Source organism: Dyadobacter jiangsuensis (assembly GCF_003014695.1).
GTDB classification, from domain to species: Bacteria; Bacteroidota; Bacteroidia; order Cytophagales; family Spirosomataceae; genus Dyadobacter; species Dyadobacter jiangsuensis.
In genome coordinates, this window is the sequence record NZ_PYAS01000009.1 from 252565 (window position 1) to 267306 (window position 14742).

A 14742-nucleotide genomic window follows, 5' to 3' on the forward strand; every position below is an offset into this window, starting at 1 on the left:
TGATTAGCGGCCCATCCAGCCGCCGTCGACGGTCAGAATGGTGCCATGCACATAACTTGCGGCTTCCGAAGCGAGGAATAGCGTCGGGCCTTTGAAATCCTCCGGTAGTCCCCAGCGCCCTGCCGGGATACGGTCGAGGATCGACTTGCTTCGCACGGGATCGTTGCGTAATGCTTCGGTATTGTCGGTATTGATGTAGCCTGGTGCGATGGCGTTCACATTCACGCCTTTTCCGGCCCATTCGTTGGCCAATGCTTTCACCAACCCGCCGATGGCGCTTTTGGAGGCTGTATAGCCAGGGACATTGATGCCGCCCTGAAATGTGAGAAGCGATGCCGTAAAAATGATTTTACCTGACCCGCGCGCGATCATTTCCTTCCCCAGCTCGCGTGCGAGAATGTAGGGCGCATCCAGGTTGATATTCAGTACTTTGTCCCAATATTCATCGGGATGTCCGGCGGCTGGTTCGCGAAGGATAATGCCTGCATTATTTACAAGAATGTCTATCACCGGGTGCTCTTTTTTGACCTGATGAATAAACTGATAAAGCTTTTCACGGTCGCCCAGATCGGCCTGATAGGGATAGAACTGCCTGCCTGTCTGCCGGATAGCGCGTTCGGTTTCATTTCCCTCCTTAAATTCCGAAGAAGCGACGCCGATAATGTCTGCTCCGGCTTCGGCGAGCGCTTCGGCCATGGCCCTTCCGATGCCGCGATTGCAGCCGGTTACCAGCGCAGTTTTTCCGGTCAGATCAAATAAATTAGCGGTATTCATTAATGGATTTATGATTTGTCTTTTTCGGGGTATCCGATAATTTTAGCGTCGGTAATAAATAGACCCGAACCAAACGATGTTAGACTGAATAATCAGAAAAATCAAATAACGAATTGTCTTTTTTTGTGCAATCGTTATCGGGAACGTTGTCAGTTGCGCCGGATGATTGTAAATTTTAAGATAAATTGGCAGTCCGGCAGATCAGGGAAGAGGTTAGCAGGATGTTTTGAAACGAATAATAAGTTGGAATAAACCAATTTTTTCCATTGGAGACCATCACCATCAAGGATATTGCAAAGGCACTGAACCTGTCGACCTCGACAGTCTCTCGTGCGTTGAGAAATAGCTACGAGATTAACCCCGAAACCAAAAAGCTGGTGATGGAGTACGCCGAGCGGATGAACTACCGCCCCAACCCCATTGCATTGAGCTTGAAGGACAGCAAAAGCAAATCGATAGGCGTCATTATCCCCGAAATTGCAAACCACTTTTTCTCACAGCTTATCAATGGTATCGAATCGATAGCTTATAACCTGGGTTATCATGTGGTGATTTTTCAAAGTCATGATTCTTATGAGAGGGAAGTAGCGAATACAAACTATTTGGTTTCCAGACGTGTGGATGGACTTCTGGTATCGCTGGCCAGCCTCACGACCAATCTCGTACATTTTCAGGAGTTAATGGAAAAAGGGCTGCCGATCGTTTTCCTCGATCGCGTGCCGAATGATATCGAGACGCATAAGGTTGTAGCCGACAATTTTACGGGAAGCTACGAGGCTACCGAGCACTTGATCCTCTCAGGGCGCAGGCGAATTGCGCATCTTACCAGCCCTATTTACCTGTCGATCACCACCGAGCGGCTTGCGGGTTATAAAAAGGCATTGGAAGATTATGGCATTCCATTCGATGAATCGTATGTCAAATATTGCCTTTATGGCGGTAAAATAGAGGCTGAAAATGAAGCCGCGATAGAAGAGCTGCTCAGTTTGCCCGAGCCGCCGGACGCCATATTTACGGCCAGCGACCGGCTTACTACCGGGTGTATGTCGGTATTTCAGAGAAAAGGCATTCGTGTGCCGGATGAGGTAGCGATTGTCGGCTTTACCAATATCAGCGTGGCCAATTTGCTTAACCCGCCATTGACGACCGTCATGCAACCCGCGATGGAAATGGGGCAGCAGGCTGTCGAGCTGTTGATCAGGCTGATTGAGCATCCTCAAAAAAACGATCAATTCGAAACGCGTTCACTTAAAACTGTATTGACGATCCGGGAGTCGTCTGTCGGAAAAACGGTAGTTTAGCGAAAAAAAACGCATTACGGATGATCAGCCTTCGCATTGATGGAGCATTGTTCAATTACAGGGTCGCCGGGGTGGCGGTGCTGAATGGCAAGGTGCTTCTGCATAAAACTCCTTCCGATAATTTCTGGACACTTCCAGGCGGACGCTGCGAGTTGTTCGAATTTTCAAAAGACACCTTGCAGCGCGAAATGCAGGAGGAAACCGGTATGGATGCCGAGGCCGGCGAAATGCTATGGGTTTCCGAGAATTTCTTTCTGTATAACGGCGATAAATACCACGAAATAGGTTTCTATTTTGAAATGCAGATTAAAAACTTGCCCTCCCAGGACGATTTTCTCGGCGTGGAAGGGCAGGATGAATTGTTATTTCACTGGCACGATGTGAATGATTTACATTCGATTCGCGTCTATCCGGAATTTCTTGCGGATGCGCTAGCGAAGAAGCCTTTGGAGAAAGGACATTATAACTCGGGTTATCTGGATCTCGACGCCGTGAGCGTTATTCCGTCATAAATCGCCAGGTGACATTACCGACTGTATTCGGCTTGCCTTTTTCAGTAGAAGAAATGGTGCCTTTCAGTTGTCCGCCCTGCCGCTCGACTTTAATGGTACGCCAGGAGAACGCACCTTTTTCGTAGGCAAATGTCTCGCCATCGTCGTCGTAGAGGTCATAGCTGGCATTCTTTTCACCATAATGCCTGATTTCAATATCCGTTTTGGCTCCCGCCCGTGGCGCGTGAAGCAGGGCGGGCATCATGGGAATAATGCCTCCATCTTTCACAAAAACCGGGATTTGATCCAGTCCGGGCGTAACGGTAATCACCTCGCCGTCGCCAGCCAGTTTGCCGGTGTAGAAATCGTACCATTTGCCTTTGGGCAAAATTACTTTTCGGGTAATCTGCCCCGTGAAAAGCGGCGCCACGAGCAGGTACTTGCCGGCCATATATTGGTCTTTCACTTCGCGGGTGACAGCCTCTTCATAAGGATTTTCTTCGAGATTAGTCGCCGTTTTTTCCTTTTTCATGTTGATGCCAAAACCTTCTTCAAGGTTCATTCCGCGGAAAGGCGGCGTGCCGTTGTAATGGTATTTCGCGAATTCGGAATACCAATAGGGCATCATACGCATCCGCAGTTCGGCCAAAGCCTTGATTTGCGGCGCAACTTCGGGGAATGTCCACGGCTGCATGCTGCTTGACCATGCGTTGATCATCGCCATCGGTGAAAAACACACCGTCTGAAAACGCCGGAGCCATTCTTCGGCCGTTTTCGATGCGCGGACCTCGGGCGTCCACAGCACACCCGCATAACCGCTGTTGATGAGCGCGGTAATGAAGTCTTCGTGGCTGTAATTGTCATTATAAATCACATAAGGAAACGGCGCCCCGCCTGCGTTGGATGCGCGCACGAGTCCGTATGTACGCATATTGTTGCGCCGGAACATTTCAAAACTGTGTTTCTGAACGAGCAACCCATAAGTCTGGCGGATCTGTTCGGACGAGTGGCCCGACGGGAATGTGGCCACATCAGGCCAGAGGTAGGAGTCGAATCCATCCACTTCGTCGATCTTGTAGCCGCTGACGCCGATTTTAAGATGCTCTTTTTCAAACTGGTCAAAGAGAATTTTGCGGGCTTGCGGCATCGAAAGGTCGGGCACAATACCGTTCCATACCGTGTGAGAACCCGTGTAAGGTGCTATTGTCTTATAAATGGAGGCGTCGGGCGAGACGTACGGGTTCGTCCAGAGATTGATTTTGACACCCATTTGATCCATATCCTTTACAAAACCCGCCGGGTCCGGGAAACGGGAGCGGTCCCATTCGAATGTGCAGGGATAGGACTTCGTTTGCCATCCCGGTTCAAGACCGATAAAATCGAGCGGGTACCCCTTTTCCTCAAATGCTTTCGCCTCCTGTTTCACCTGGTCGGCTGTGTAGAGCCGGTGAACGCGCTGCGTGAAGCCCAGGCCCCAGCGCGGCGGCAAGCACCCTCCGCCACTCAGGAGATTGAACCGTTCGATCGCATTGACGGGCTTGGGGCCGGCGAAAACGTAGATTTCAATGCCTTCGGCCGGAATCAGCATTTCGACCGCGTCGGAATAAGGGTGTGCTTCCCAATTCTTGTCGGTGTTGCGGTCCATCACTTTTGGCGGATTCTTGCTGTCCTTGCGTACGCCCGAGCCCGCGTATACGTCGATATACTTGGCGGAATTGATGAAGACGCCCTAACCCAGCGACGATACATAAAAAGGCACCGGTGCATGTGTGCGGCCATTATCCGATTTACCGTAATGATCGGCGTGGAGCTGCATAATGCGGCCACGCTGGTGGATGGTCTGGAAATTCAGCCCGAAACCATAAAGCTGCTCGTTCCGCTGCAAAGGAAGGCGGAGGTATGATTTGCCATTATTTAATTGAAATGCAATGGCCGATTTGTCGAGCGGAAACTCCTGCTTGGTCAGTTTCGCAAGCGCGGGGGAGGCGGTAGTTTCCGCCGCTTTCAGCAGATCATAGGCATCCGGTTTGCCCGCGGTACCCTTCCAAACACCCGGATGGATCTCCTTCCAGGTGATAATTTGCCCGAAAAGCAGGGAAGGAATAAAAATGAAAAATAATGTCGAAAGGGTCAGGTTAAGGTGGCGCATGGCGTTTAGTAGCTCTTGAATCAATGTAATAAGTGGATATTGATTTTTTATACTAGTGGTAAAATAAGTCTATTAAATTTGTAGGATAAATAGGATAATGTTAAATTTGAGCTTCGAAATCAGAAGACCCCTGGCATTATGTACTACGAAATTGAAGACGAACTGGGCAACGTGTCCACCTTACAACTGAAACAACGGATTGCGGAAGAGCTGATTGAGCCGCCTAAAAAGGATGAACTGGCACCGCTGTTTTATCTCCGGAACGAGGAAGGGTTTCCGGTGACATCGCTGACGGGCGCTCCGTCGGACAGCGACTTGCGGTCGGTCCTCGATCTGGTGCGTTTCAAGCCGCTTGTTCTTAGTTTCTATTGCAACTGCTGGGGAAGTTACGCGCCCAAACATCTGGAAGTTCTCAAGGCGCTCGCGCCGCAGGTGGAGGCTTTGGGTGGGCAGCTGCTGATACTGACCAATGAGTCTCAAAAGGAAATCGGGCGCATTGCCAGGAAGCTGGACACCGGCGCGCTGATTTACCACGATAAAAATTACAACGTCGCGCGTTCCTATGGTGTGTTTTCTGAAACCTCTCCGATCTGGGACCGCATTGCGGGGATTTCGGAAGAAGTTTTCACGCCTTCGCTCTTTGTCCTGGGCCGCGACCGCCGGGTGGGTTACGCATTTGTAGATGAAAACTTTGACAACACGCCAGACGTTAAAACTGTTTTGAAAGCGGTTTACGACGGACGACAATAGAAATTACATATTTGGCATTCATACCGTGTCAGCCAGGCAACCATGCATTATCTTTGGTTTTGCCGCTGACACGGTATTTGTTTAATACGATTTTTGGATATGTTATTGAAAAACAGGTTGCAGTCGAAGCTTCCCAACGTCGGGACTACCATTTTTACTAAAATGTCGGCACTGGCCGAAGAGCACAAGGCGCTGAACCTCGCGCAGGGTTTCCCGGAGTTCGATTGCTCGCCTGATTTGCAGCGGCTGGTCGACAAATATGTGCGGTCGGGTAAAAACCAGTACGCGCCCATGCCGGGTGCATTTCCGCTGCGGGAGGCGATCGCCCGAAAGACTTTCGAAGCATCCGGTCATGAATATCATCCCGTGACAGACATTACCGTCACAAGCGGTGCTACCGAGGCACTATTCGTGGCAATCAGCACCGTAGTGCATCCGGGCGATGAAGTGATCGTGTTCGAACCTGCCTACGACAGCTACGTGCCGGCCATTGAGCTCAGCGGTGGCGTCCCGGTTTTCGTAACGCTCGATCCGCAATACGATTCGATTGATTGGGAAGCTGTCAAAGCCCGCATTACCGAAAAAACGCGCGCAATCATTATCAACACACCGCATAACCCGACCGGCAAGGTGTGGGCGGCGTCCGATTTACAGGCGCTGGCCTCGCTCGCAGAAGAGCATGATTTGATCGTGATTAGCGATGAGGTTTATGAATACATTGTTTTTGACGGACGGGAGCATACTTCGGTGGCGTCCATTCCTTCGCTGGCCGGGCGCAGCTTTGTTTGCGGGTCCTTCGGGAAGACATTTCATACCACGGGCTGGAAACTGGGCTATTGTCTGGCGCCAGCGCAACTTACCGCCGAGTTTCGGAAAATTCATCAATTCCTGGTATTCAGTGTGGTTACGCCGCTTCAATTCGCGGTGGCCGAATATTTGAACGAACCTGAGCATTATTTGTCGCTCTCTGCATTTTACGAACGCAAGCGGGATTTGTTTAATGAGGCGATCAAAGACATTGGTTTTGTACTCAAACCCTCCGAAGGCAGCTTTTTTCAGAACGTATCTTATGCGAGTTTATCGGATGAAAATGATCTTGCATTAGCGGAGAGGCTTACCAGGGAAGTCGGGGTTGCCTCGATACCTGTGTCCGCATTTTATGCCGGTGAAACGGACTTCAAAACGCTTAGGTTTTGTTTTGCCAAGCATGATGAGACGCTGCTGAAAGCCGCAGGCTTGTTGAACGCCGCACGTTGGTAAAAAGATTGCAGAAGACCGGGTGGAAGTTCATAAATTCGAAAAAAGTCGTAACTTAATCTGACAAATTTCGGACGTATGAAAACGATACAGTATCAAAAGTACGATGAAGTTGCTCCATTGCGGATAGCAGAGGAGCCCGAAGTATTGTATGTTGCCCGGAAAACGGTCGATATGTTTCCTGTCGAGCGCTTTCAGGCGCTTTCTGCCAAGCTGCCATTTACCCAGTTGGAATGGGCGGAGATATTGCATGTAAGCGACAGGACCTTGCACCGGTACTTGAAAGAAGACAAGGCTTTTGAGGGGCTGTATGCCGAGCACCTATACCAGCTTGAAAATATGGCGGATCTGGGCCTTGAAATATTCGGCGATGCGAAGGCTTTTGAGCAATGGCTTCGCACTCCGCGGGAAGTTCTTGGAGAAACGCAGGATTTTTCCACGCTCCGTTCATTCTGGGGCGTGAAGCTGATTTGCAATGAACTCGGGCGCATGGAGCATGGCGTGTACATATGATTGCGTACCGCCTTGCTGCGAGGGCTTACATTGATGATTTGTCGGGTACAGGTGCCAAGTTGTTTGGCGGGCGCTGGAATCCGGTAGGTTACCCCTGCATTTACGCTAGCCAGAATCTTTCACTGGCATTACTTGAAAAATACGTCCATGCCGAATTCCGGGAATGCATGGAGCGGCTTGCATTGCTTCAAATCACGATTCCTGATGATGATAGTCTGGTTTTTCATGTTGACGACCGGCTGTTGAAGAAGAATTGGATGAACGACATTTCCTATTCTCAATGGATTGGTGAACAGATTCTCACCGACCCTGAAATCATTGCGTTCACCATGCCATCGGCGATTGTTCCTTCGGAAAGGAATGTGATATTGAATCCACTCGCTAAAAGATTCGGCGATATTCAGTTTATGCCGGCTGCAGATTTCTCAGCAGACTTGCGTTTGCTTGCCAAACTTTTGTCCAGAAAACCTACTTCTTAAACAGCAGCGCTTTGATCGGCTGAATGCGTGTGATGATGAGCGTTGGAATGAGCAGAATCGCGGCTGTGATCATGACTGCGACTACGTTGACCATCGCGAAAATGCCCCAATCAAATACAATAGGGACGGTGTCCATGTAATAGTTGACCGGGTCGAGCGGGATGAGTTTAAACTGGTATTGCAGCCAGCATAGCAGCAGCGCGGCCACATTACCGATTATGATCCCCTTGCGCAGCATATCGAGGCCGACCTGAAAAAAGATCATCCGGATTTGCCGGTTAGGGCTTCCGAGCGTTTTAAGCAATCCGATCAGCGGTGTTCTTTCCATAATGATCACCAGCAGTATCGAGATCATATTAAAACAGGCCACAAAAAGAATGAGCACCAGAAAAACGGCGGTATTGCGGTCGAGCAGGACGAGCCAGTCGAAGATTTGCGGAAACAGGCTGGTGACTTTTTGCAGGAACAAGCCCGGCGGGAGCTCGCGACGGAGCTTGTGTGTTACCAGATCGAGGTTGTGGAAGTCTTTGAGATAAATTTCATAGGTTCCGACAGAATCTGCGCCCCAGCCATTCAGCCGCTGTACGAGGCCGATATCCCCGATTATCAGGTTATTATCAAATTCCTCCATTTCGGTTTCATAAATACCGGCAACCACCAGCTTACGGGGCCGGGGCGGGTTTTGAAGCGAATACATGATCACATCGTCGCCGGTTTTCAGTCGCATTTGCGTAGCGACTTTCCGGCTGATCAGGATTTGGGAAGAGTAACCGTATTTAATTGAAGAGGAATCGGTTCGATCGATCAGCTTACCTTCTCTGAGGTTGGGTTTGAAAGTTTTCCAATCATAATCCTTGCCCACTCCTTTGAGAATTACTCCTTTGATTTCATCCGGCGTTTTCAGAATGCCCGATTTATGTGCTACGGCTTGCCACCGCGCAATTTCGGGGATTGTCGGCAGTATTTCCGACACCGCATTTTTGACCGGCAGCGGGGCTTCTTCGTAAGTATTCCCCTGCGAAAAGGCATTTACATTAATATGTGCGCTGAAAAGGAATATTTTTTGCTGGATGGTTTGCTTGAAGCCGAGCAGCACCGCAAATGCGATGATTCCAACCGCAACGCCGATGGCAATACTGGCCACGCCGATTCGCGAAACTGTGGCAGAAAATGATCCTGCTTCGTTGTGGCGTATCCGTTTGGCGATGAATGAGGGGAATTGCAAGAGGAATCTGTTCTTTAAATTAGTTGTTGACAAAAATAGGAAAAAACCTTAGCGGTTCGAAAAAGGCATTTTTTTATTAAGTTTCCTGTCTTGATTTAGCCCAAAGACATACCGAATCGAAAAACATATCACCGTCCATGCCATTAATCAAAGTTGCTTCCGGAGTAGTAAACCAGACACCCATGGCCTGGGAGGCCAATACCCGAAATATCGTCGATGCGATCAGGGAAGCTCGGAAACAGGATGTAAGCCTGCTCTGTCTGCCAGAACTGTGTATTTCCGGTTACGGCTGCGACGATTATTTTTTCGCTCCCGACATGGTGGAACAAGCCCAGCATTGCCTGCTCGAAATTGCAGAAGAAACGGCTGGTATGATCGTGGCGGTGGGTTTGCCCTTGCGGCACAACGGAAGTTTGTACAATGCGGCCTGCCTGATTTCCAACAAGCAGATTGCCGGTTTTTACTGCAAGCAAAACCTGGCCAACAACGGTATTCATTATGAGGCGCGGTGGTTCAGGCCGTGGCAGCCCGGCGTGGTGGAGAGCATCGAGGTCAATCAGATGTTTTACCCGATCGGTGATCTGATTTTTGATGTGGCCTCAGGCCCGATCATGGGCGGGTCGCATGGTGTGAAGATCGCATTCGAGATTTGCGAGGACGGCTGGGTCGCCAACCGTCCCGCACGCAGGCACTACGAGCGGGGCGTCGACATTATCCTGAACCCCAGCGCGAGCCATTTTGCGTTCAACAAATTTATGGTGCGCGAAAGGCTGGTTGTGGACGCTTCCAGGTCATTTTCATGCAGTTATATTTATACCAACCTCCTGGGGAATGAGGCTGGAAGGGCTGTGTACGATGGGGATGCGATGATCGCTTCGAATGGCGACTTGCTCGCTTCCAGCCCGCGGTTCAGCTATGAAGATTATGTGATCACGACAGCCGTGATCGATACGGAGTATACCCGGTTGAGTCAGGTACAAAGCAAGATTGCTATCCCGGCTAAGGAACGGACATGGCGCATTCCCGCCCGTTTCGACTTCCCGGACATCGAGCCGGTGTTGCCGCAGCTTCCGGACATTGAGCCATTTGAAAAAGGTGGTGCATTAAAGGAGGAGGAATTCGCGCGGGCCGAATGCCTTGCATTGTTTGATTATTTGAGAAAGAGCCGCTCCAACGGTTTTACTATATCGCTTTCGGGCGGGGCGGATTCCTGTGCCTGTACAGCGTTGTGCGGACTGATGATCCGGCTCGCCGACGAGAGCATCGGCATGGATCGCTTCAAGCAGAAGCTGTCGTACATCAAGGATATTCAATCGGCTAAAACAGAGGAAGATCTTGCCAAAGTTTTGATCCACAATATTTACCAGGGAACTGAGAACAGCTCTTCCGACACGCTCGAATCTGCGCAATCGCTGGCTGAGTCGATTGGCTCTACCTTTTATAATGTGAATATCAATGGGCTTGTTGAGACCTATAAAGGCCTGATCGAGAGCCAGATTGGCCGGAAGTTGACCTGGGAGCAGGATGATATCGCGTTACAAAACATCCAGGCGAGGGTCCGTGCCCCGGGCGTGTGGCTGCTGACCAACCTCTCGAACCACCTCTTGCTCGCTACATCGAATCGCTCGGAAGCGGCCGTTGGCTATGCTACCATGGATGGTGATACTTCCGGCAGCATTAGTCCGCTCGCGGGGATCGACAAGCATTACCTGCGTCAATGGCTCCGCTGGCTCGAAACGGTCGGATGTGAAGTGAAAGGTAAGCACATCAGGATCGAAGGTTTGAAAAAAGTAAATAGCCTGCAACCCACCGCTGAACTGCGACCACTCGCACAAACGCAGACGGATGAGGCCGATTTGATGCCCTATGAATTTTTGAATGATCTGGAAGGCTTGGCTATCAGGGACAAAAAGTCCCCCTTGGAATCGTACAAAAACCTTTATGTGCGTTACAAGGGAGTTTACAGCGTCGAGCAGCTTCTCGGCTGGACAGAGCGTTTCTTCAAACTATGGAGCCGCAACCAGTGGAAGCGGGAACGCTACGCGCCATCCTTTCATCTCGACGACCGCAACCTCGATCCACGTTCCTGGTGCCGTTTCCCGATTCTGTCGGGCGGATTTGAAAAAGAACTGGCGGCGTTGCGCGCTTACGTGAATGGAGCAGCGGTGCAGAACGGTCGGAAGCGGATTGGGTTTTAGTACTATATTTTATTCAAAAACCGAATCCCGGCCTGGAAGCCGATCCAGCCGTAGACTTTGCTGGACCCGTTTGGGGTTTCCCCTAGCCAAATGGGAGAAAGCCCTTTTTTTCCTTCCGCATTTATCAGGCCGGAGTGTTTGGAGAAGAAGGTGTTGATCGACGGGCCGACGAAAAGTGCAAACCGCGAGCCGAACTTCTTCTCCATGCCTAAGGCAAATTTGACCAGCCCCTGGCTGATACCATCCTCGGAGGAGTTATGTTCGAGAAACACGATGCTTCCGGTTAGATCGGCATTGGCGCTCCAACCTTTACCCAGGTTTTGAGCCGTCCCGAAGCCGTAACCAATGGAAAAGATTGGTTTGTCTTTCACCCCACCGCTGAAACCGAGGTTGAAAATGTTGTAGAAACGGCTAACCCCGGTCTTGAATGCGGTATTGAAGTAGTTGAACTCATCGGTGGAGAATTCGTAGCGGCGGTAACCATTGCTATGGACCCAGCTGAAAAGCCCGAATGGAACGGTTGCCGTAGAGTCGGAGTAATTAACGGCGCCGATCTGGTGGCCGCTTTTGACTATATGCGCATAGTTATAACCGGAGGAAAACTGGTAACCATGCAGTTCGCCGACAATTACGTTACCCACCCCGGCCACCTGAAAACCGGTAAAATTACGGCCTATGTAGTTCAGCAAATGCGTTCCCTGGAAGCCCGTGAAATTGCCCAGAGTCATGTTCAGTGCGTTGGCATATTGAAAGCCGACGACGTCGTTGCCGACGATGTTAATTGCCCCCGCGAACTGAAACCCCGTGACATTCCCCCGCACGACGTTGATCAAACTACCAATTTCGAATTTAGACACACCCAGCGAATAACCGGCGATGAGGTTAATGGAATAGTCATTGACGATATTCCCGCTCAGCCCATGGTTGGTCCCCAGAAACGGCAAAACAGACGCCTGGAAGGGCGCATGCAGCGTGTCCTCGATGTTACGGGTGTGAATGGCTTGCTTCGCGGATGCGAATGCACCGACAAACTTGTTTTGAGCGCGCCGGTATTTTTTGCGAAGCGCCTCATAGTTGGCCCAGGTAATGGCTTTGCCGCTCGCCGAACTATCAATAAATATCGTATCCCGTGGCAAATCCATTTTTGCCACTTCGAACTGAGGTACGGCCACTTTGGTATGCAACGAGTCTACCTGTACGGGGGTATGCACGGCCACCTTACCAGGGATCGGTTTCAGGGTGTCGGGGTTAAGCGAAATTTGTAAATAGGTGTCTTTGCGTGTGGGAATGGGGATGGATTTGCCAATGTAATCCTCCTTCCTGATTTCCAGCCGGAGTGAGGAGCGGGCTGCCGGAAGGCGTATTTTGTAATAACCATATTGATTACTCACCGCCGAAGCGAGCGTAACCGATTCGTAAATACTTGCATTAGCCAGTTTTTTGCCGGTTTTATTGTCGATAATGTAGCCGTTGAGGTCGAAGTTCTCGGGCTCTTCCGGCTTTTCGGTTTCCGGCTTTTTTTGTAGGATAATATAATGTCGACGCTCCTTGAATGTGACCTTGTCTTTGAAAATCGCCACCAATATTTCCCGGATGCTTCGATTTTCGGCCTGTATCGATACACGGCTTTTAACGTCGATCATATCGGGGCTGTACGAGAAACTGAAACCACCCGCATTGCCGATTTTTCGCAGCGTCTCGTCAAGCGGTTGGTTGGTTACTTTCAAATTAATGCGCTTTTCCAGCAATTCCTGGGCCGAAATGTGGCCGGGAAGCAGGCAAATGCAAACACACCAGAAAGCAAGTCTGTAAAGTATATTCAAAGCAGGATAACTTGTAGTTTCTATTGGCAACCGTTCCCGTCGAGCCAGTAAACCTTGCCTTCTTTCCGGAGATTGAGGTCGAGGGTTTCGGCGATGACGGACAATGTGGCGTCTACCGGTTCTTTTTCGAAACGGATGGTGAGCCGGCATTGGGCGATCTTCTCATTGGAAAGCCGCACGTCCACGTGGTAACCGTCGCGGATCGACGCGACGACATCTTGCAGATCGGCCGCATTGAATTCGTAGATCTGCGTGCGGTAGCCCATCATATTCATATTGGCTTGCAGGCTGCGGATCGAATCTTTCAGTACTTCGGCGCTTTGCCCTTTCACGAGTTCGACACGGTGTGAGTCCTTGGTGACGCGCACTTTCCCGGTCGCGACGTCCACCCGCACAGGAGCCTCGCTATATGCTTTTACATTAAAAGACGTTCCCAAAACGCGGATCTCGGTGCCATTCGCCTGAATCACAAAAGGGTGCGCAGCATCGGGTTTCACATCAAAAAATGCTTCACCCTGCAATGAAACCGTCCGGAGGTCACCTTTGAAGTTTTCAGGGTAGGTTAGTCTGGAATTGTAATTGAGAAAAACCTTGGTTCCATCGGGAAGGAGTTGCTCCTTCGTATTGTCGGTTGTGGCAACATGAAGCGATTCGGGTGTTTTTTCGGAGATAAGGAAAAACCATCCGAACGCTGTTACCAGAATGGCAATCACAGCAGCAGCCCAGACTGTTACCGGCAGCCTGCGCTTTCGCGTCTCGGGCCGGAACTCGATTGTTTTTGCTTCCCGAGTGGATGCTTCCGGTAGCGGGGTGACAGTCTTGTTCGCAGCCATCTTCCCTTTCATTTTATTCCAGGCCGCATCCGTATTCACCTGGGCGCTGCTTTTTTTCATGGCAGCTGTATGGTCCCAGATCAGCCGGTAGGTCGCCAGTTCCCGCGCATTGGCCTCCGATTCGGCGAGCCACGCTTCCACATCATTTCTTTCGGATTCCGAGGCGGTGTCGGCCAGGTAACGTGCGAGCAGTTCCTCGGATATGTTTGCATGAGATGAGTTCATGGTTACGATCTGATTAACTGTTCAACAATACTACCACACAACCAAAGCGTAACGGGCAGGTAATCTGCCAGTTCCGCACGCAGAATTTTCAATGCTTTCCCTATCTGATTTTCCACCGTTTTAATGGATATTCCCAACTGATCTGCTATTTCCTGATATTTCAACTCCTCAAAACGGCTTAGCCTGAATGCTTTCTGGCATTGCTCCGGCAGCGTGCTTACTGCTTTTTCGATACGTTCTTCCAGCTCGCTGGCGTGGATTACCTCCGTCACCGAATCATACGACCCGCTCGAAACGTATAGGGTATAGTCCTTGTGCGCCTCGCGTACATTAGCGTGTTTGAAGCGATTGAGACAATGATTATGCACTGCCCGGTATAAGTAGGATTTCAGCGAAAGCGTGATTTCGAGGTCTTCCCGTTTCTCCCAGATCGTCAGAAACACCGTCTGCACGACTTCTTCCGACTCTTCTTCATCTTTGAGCATGGTACATGCGTAGTTGCAGAGCCTGGGATAATAGGTCCGGAAGGTCTGCTCAAAGGCCTGTTCATCGCCCCGCCGTATCGCGCTGACTATTTCTGGGTCGGAAGAGTGCACCGTTATCTGTTTTTGATTTTCGGTCAAAAATAGATAATCTCTTTCGATTAGCGGTTCCTGATATAGAAGAGCGGTCATTTTGGATGTCCTTTGGAATGTGACAACTTAGCTGTCGCATACCCCTATAA

The 14742-nt window shown here is 50.3% G+C and carries 14 protein-coding genes; 7 read left to right on the top strand and 7 right to left on the bottom strand.

The window, feature by feature from the left end; all coding sequences use genetic code 11:
- Positions 1–3 precede the first annotated feature (3 nt).
- The gene (locus CLV60_RS19710) at positions 4–774 is read right to left on the bottom strand and encodes an SDR family oxidoreductase (RefSeq protein ID WP_106597081.1); all 771 of its coding nucleotides are present in this window, start codon (positions 772–774) and stop codon (positions 4–6) included.
- A gap of 266 nt (positions 775–1040) precedes the next feature.
- On the opposite strand from CLV60_RS19710, the gene CLV60_RS19715 reads away from it, so the two are divergent.
- Together CLV60_RS19715 and CLV60_RS19720 are read left to right on the top strand one after the other, a co-directional pair.
- Positions 1041–2075: a LacI family DNA-binding transcriptional regulator gene (locus tag CLV60_RS19715; protein ID WP_106597082.1), complete on the top strand. Its 1035-nt coding sequence runs from the start codon at positions 1041–1043 to the stop codon at positions 2073–2075.
- 20 nt (positions 2076–2095) lie between these two features.
- Positions 2096–2587, top strand: a complete 492-nt coding sequence (locus CLV60_RS19720) for an NUDIX hydrolase (protein WP_106597083.1) — start codon at positions 2096–2098, stop codon at positions 2585–2587.
- Here CLV60_RS19720 and CLV60_RS19725 read toward each other — a convergent pair.
- The gene (locus CLV60_RS19725; RefSeq protein ID WP_229211053.1) at positions 2574–4211 is read right to left on the bottom strand and encodes a glycoside hydrolase family 31 protein; all 1638 of its coding nucleotides are present in this window, start codon (positions 4209–4211) and stop codon (positions 2574–2576) included. The two genes, CLV60_RS19720 and CLV60_RS19725, sit on opposite strands and share 14 nt — an antisense overlap.
- 84 nt (positions 4212–4295) lie before the next feature.
- Positions 4296–4715 (bottom strand): hypothetical protein, encoded by a 420-nt coding sequence (locus CLV60_RS34740; protein WP_229211054.1) that lies wholly within the window; start codon positions 4713–4715, stop codon positions 4296–4298.
- A gap of 138 nt (positions 4716–4853) precedes the next feature.
- Here CLV60_RS34740 and CLV60_RS19730 point away from each other — a divergent pair, with 138 nt between their 5' ends.
- From CLV60_RS19730 to CLV60_RS19745, 4 genes are all read left to right on the top strand, one after another.
- Positions 4854–5465 (top strand): peroxiredoxin family protein, encoded by a 612-nt coding sequence (locus tag CLV60_RS19730; protein ID WP_106597084.1) that lies wholly within the window; start codon positions 4854–4856, stop codon positions 5463–5465.
- Between the two features lie 99 nt (positions 5466–5564).
- Complete coding sequence (locus CLV60_RS19735) at positions 5565–6725, top strand: methionine aminotransferase (protein WP_106597085.1); 1161 nt, start codon at positions 5565–5567, stop codon at positions 6723–6725.
- Between the two features lie 75 nt (positions 6726–6800).
- On the top strand, positions 6801–7235 hold the full coding sequence (locus CLV60_RS19740; protein ID WP_106597086.1) for an Xre family toxin-antitoxin system antitoxin: 435 nt from the start codon (positions 6801–6803) through the stop codon (positions 7233–7235).
- Positions 7232–7714: an RES family NAD+ phosphorylase gene (locus CLV60_RS19745; RefSeq protein WP_106597087.1), complete on the top strand. Its 483-nt coding sequence runs from the start codon at positions 7232–7234 to the stop codon at positions 7712–7714. Before CLV60_RS19740 ends, CLV60_RS19745 begins: the two co-directional genes overlap by 4 nt.
- Here the strand turns inward: CLV60_RS19745 and CLV60_RS19750 are convergent.
- Entirely contained in the window at positions 7704–8939 is a 1236-nt protein-coding gene (locus CLV60_RS19750) for an ABC transporter permease (RefSeq protein ID WP_106597088.1), read from the bottom strand. The two genes, CLV60_RS19745 and CLV60_RS19750, sit on opposite strands and share 11 nt — an antisense overlap.
- 137 nt (positions 8940–9076) lie before the next feature.
- Between CLV60_RS19750 and nadE the strand changes: the two genes are divergently transcribed.
- Positions 9077–11137: an NAD(+) synthase gene (nadE, locus tag CLV60_RS19755; protein ID WP_106597089.1), complete on the top strand. Its 2061-nt coding sequence runs from the start codon at positions 9077–9079 to the stop codon at positions 11135–11137.
- A 2-nt stretch (positions 11138–11139) separates the two neighbouring features.
- On the opposite strand, the gene CLV60_RS19760 is transcribed toward nadE, so the two are convergent.
- From CLV60_RS19760 to CLV60_RS19770, 3 genes are read right to left on the bottom strand one after another with little or no spacing between them, the layout of a single operon-like run.
- Positions 11140–12960 (bottom strand): peptidase associated/transthyretin-like domain-containing protein, encoded by a 1821-nt coding sequence (locus CLV60_RS19760; protein ID WP_106597090.1) that lies wholly within the window; start codon positions 12958–12960, stop codon positions 11140–11142.
- Between the two features lie 20 nt (positions 12961–12980).
- Positions 12981–14018, bottom strand: coding sequence for a FecR domain-containing protein (locus tag CLV60_RS19765; protein ID WP_106597091.1), 1038 nt, complete (start codon positions 14016–14018; stop codon positions 12981–12983).
- A 2-nt stretch (positions 14019–14020) separates the two neighbouring features.
- The gene (locus CLV60_RS19770) at positions 14021–14641 is read right to left on the bottom strand and encodes an RNA polymerase sigma-70 factor (RefSeq protein WP_106597195.1); all 621 of its coding nucleotides are present in this window, start codon (positions 14639–14641) and stop codon (positions 14021–14023) included.
- Between the last annotated feature and the right edge of the window lie 101 nt (positions 14642–14742).